The 2,477-nt window shown below is 38.2% G+C and carries 2 protein-coding genes and 1 pseudogene; all 3 read left to right on the plus strand.

Features of this window, described 5'->3' with window-relative positions; all coding sequences use genetic code 11:
* Positions 1 to 459: 459 nt before the first annotated feature.
* Positions 460 to 984 carry a 3-hydroxyacyl-ACP dehydratase FabZ gene (gene fabZ, locus F6K22_RS38655; RefSeq protein WP_293110220.1) on the plus strand — a complete coding sequence of 175 codons (525 nt, stop codon included), beginning with the start codon at positions 460 to 462 and terminating at the stop codon, positions 982 to 984.
* A gap of 3 nt (positions 985 to 987) precedes the next feature.
* Positions 988 to 1,815, plus strand: a complete 828-nt coding sequence (lpxA, locus tag F6K22_RS38660) for an acyl-ACP--UDP-N-acetylglucosamine O-acyltransferase (protein WP_293110222.1) — start codon at positions 988 to 990, stop codon at positions 1,813 to 1,815.
* Between the two features lie 305 nt (positions 1,816 to 2,120).
* Positions 2,121 to 2,477: pseudogene (locus F6K22_RS38665) on the plus strand (lipid-A-disaccharide synthase); the annotation flags it as partial.

Here is a 2,477-nt window from a genome sequence, read left to right on the forward strand (position 1 = left end):
TGACAAGGAAATAGATCTCAGATATACAGATATAAGTGTGGAGCCAAACTATAACGTCTTAGTTTTGTAGAGAGCAGATTCCCAAGCCATGTCAGATACAAATATTTAATGTTAAAACCTATCTAGTACAGGTATCTTACCCACAGATACTGTAGCTAACTGAGATAAAATTTCCCCTGACAAGGAAATAGATCTCAGATATACAGATATAAGTGTGGAGCCAAACTATAACGTCTTAGTTTTGTAGAGAGCAGATTCCCAAGCCATGTCAGATACAAATATTTAATGTTAAAACCTATCTAGTGTGGGTATCTTGCCCGCGAGTAGTGTACCTAACTAAGATAAAATTTACTATACCTAGTTTTTCCAACTCATACCTTGCCTAAGTCCTGTATAAATTAATATTAGGATTACCCCTCTAAATGGTATGATTAAAACCGCCAATCAATAACCATACAAATGTCAACCTCTCAAGAAACTACAACTGATTCGATAGCCACCACAGAAAATCCTCAGACTCAGCAAAATCAAGACGCTGCAACTACTGAGGGAAATATTCTGACCATTGAAGAGATTCACAAACTATTACCCCACCGATACCCCTTTGCTTTAGTAGACCGCATCATAGAATATGTACCTGGAGAAAAAGCAGTTGGAATGAAAAATGTTACTTTTAATGAACCCCATTTTCAAGGACATTTTCCAGGAAGACCAATTATGCCAGGGGTGTTAATCATAGAAGCATTGGCTCAAGTCGGAGGTATAATATTTGCTCAAATGCCCGATATTCAGGAAGGATTATTTGTATTTGCAGCTATGGATAAGGTAAAATTCCGCCGTCCAGTAGTACCAGGAGACCAGCTAATATTAACTACAGAATTACTATCTATTAAAGGTGGTAGGTTTGCCAAAATGCGAGGTATTGCAGAAGTGGATGGTCAAAAAGTTGCAGAAGGGGACTTGATGTTTTCAATGATGGATTGAAATATGCCTACTCTGATTCACCCAACAGCAGTTATTTCTGAAAGTGCTAACCTACATCCCACTGTACAGGTGGGTCCTTATGCTGTAATAGGGGAACAGGTCAAGGTAGGTGCAGGAACTACTATTGGTGCTCATGTTGTGATTGAAGGTCCAACAGAAATTGGCTCTGGTAATCGAATTTTTCCAGGGGCAGCTATTGGTCTAGAGCCACAAGATTTAAAATATACAGGGGTTCCAAGTGGGTTAAAAATTGGCGACAATAACCGAATCAGGGAATTTGTTACGGTTAACCGTGCTACTTATGCAGGAGAGAGTACCGTTATTGGTAATGGTAATTTGCTTATGGCTTATGTTCATGTGGCTCATAACTGTATTATTGAAGATTCTGTGGTCATAGCTAATGCTGTATCTTTAGCAGGTCATGTCAAAATTGAGTCTAAAGCTGTAATTGGTGGAGTTTTGGGTATTCATCAGTTTGTTCATATTGGCAAAATGGCAATGGTTGGTGGTATGAGCAAGATAGTTAGAGATGTGCCTCCGTTTATGTTGGTGGAGGGAAATCCTTGTTTGGTACGATCGCTCAATTTAGTGGGATTAAAGCGTGCTGGTTTGACCAGTTCAGATTTGGCAATATTGAAAAAGGGTTTCCGAACTATCTACCGTTCTGGCAAACCTCTGACTGAAGCTTTAAAGGAATTAGAATTATTTTCAGATAATAAGTATATACAACAATTACATCAATTTTTAAGTCTGTCTCTTGGGTCTAAACGTCGTGGACCAATGCCGGGAAAAATGTTGAAGGGAGTAAAATTAGAGGAGCTTGATAATTGATAGAGTTTTTGTTGATATAGAGGGATAAAATTGCTGGAACTGACACAGAGCAATAATTCCCAGACTTTTTCTTGCCAATAGCTAGAATCCTTAGTTTTTGATAATTTTTACTGACAAATCTAAAATGGTGTGTTACGACAGGTTGTTAAATGCCTTTCACAGTCTAAATTTTAGCTCTTTAACGCATCTTACTGGACTATTAGCTTTATCGCTGTTGGGTTGAGGAACGAAACACAACCTACCCTTATAGAAATTTTGCTGATAAGTGATAATTGATAACTGATAAGTGATAACTGATAACTGAAATGACTCCCGTCAAAATTTTTATTAGTACAGGTGAAGTTTCTGGAGATTTACAAGGTGCCCTGTTAGTTGAAGCGCTCTACCGTCAAGCTCAACTTCAGGCTTTAAATTTGGATATTGTGGCCTTGGGGGGCGAGCGGATGGCTGCTGCTGGTGCTACTTTATTGGGAAATACAACTAAAATTGGCTCTGTAGGAATTATTGAATCTTTGCCTTTTGTTTTCCCTACTCTGAAAATTCAACAAAAAGCTAAGGAATATCTACACAACGAATCTCCTAATATAGTTGTTTTGATAGACTACATGGGGCCGAATCTTAGTATTGGTAATTATATTCGCAAAACCTGGCCGAATTTACCA

Source organism: Okeania sp. SIO2F4 (assembly GCF_010672385.1).
In the GTDB taxonomy this organism is placed as follows: Bacteria; Cyanobacteriota; Cyanobacteriia; order Cyanobacteriales; family Microcoleaceae; genus Trichodesmium.

Excerpts from the sequence above, each read along its gene's own strand:
- lpxA (WP_293110222.1), top strand. The coding sequence starts at position 988 with ATGCCTACTCTGATTCACCCAACAGCAGTTATTTCTGAAAGTGCTAAC.
- fabZ (WP_293110220.1), top strand. The coding sequence starts at position 460 with ATGTCAACCTCTCAAGAAACTACAACTGATTCGATAGCCACCACAGAA.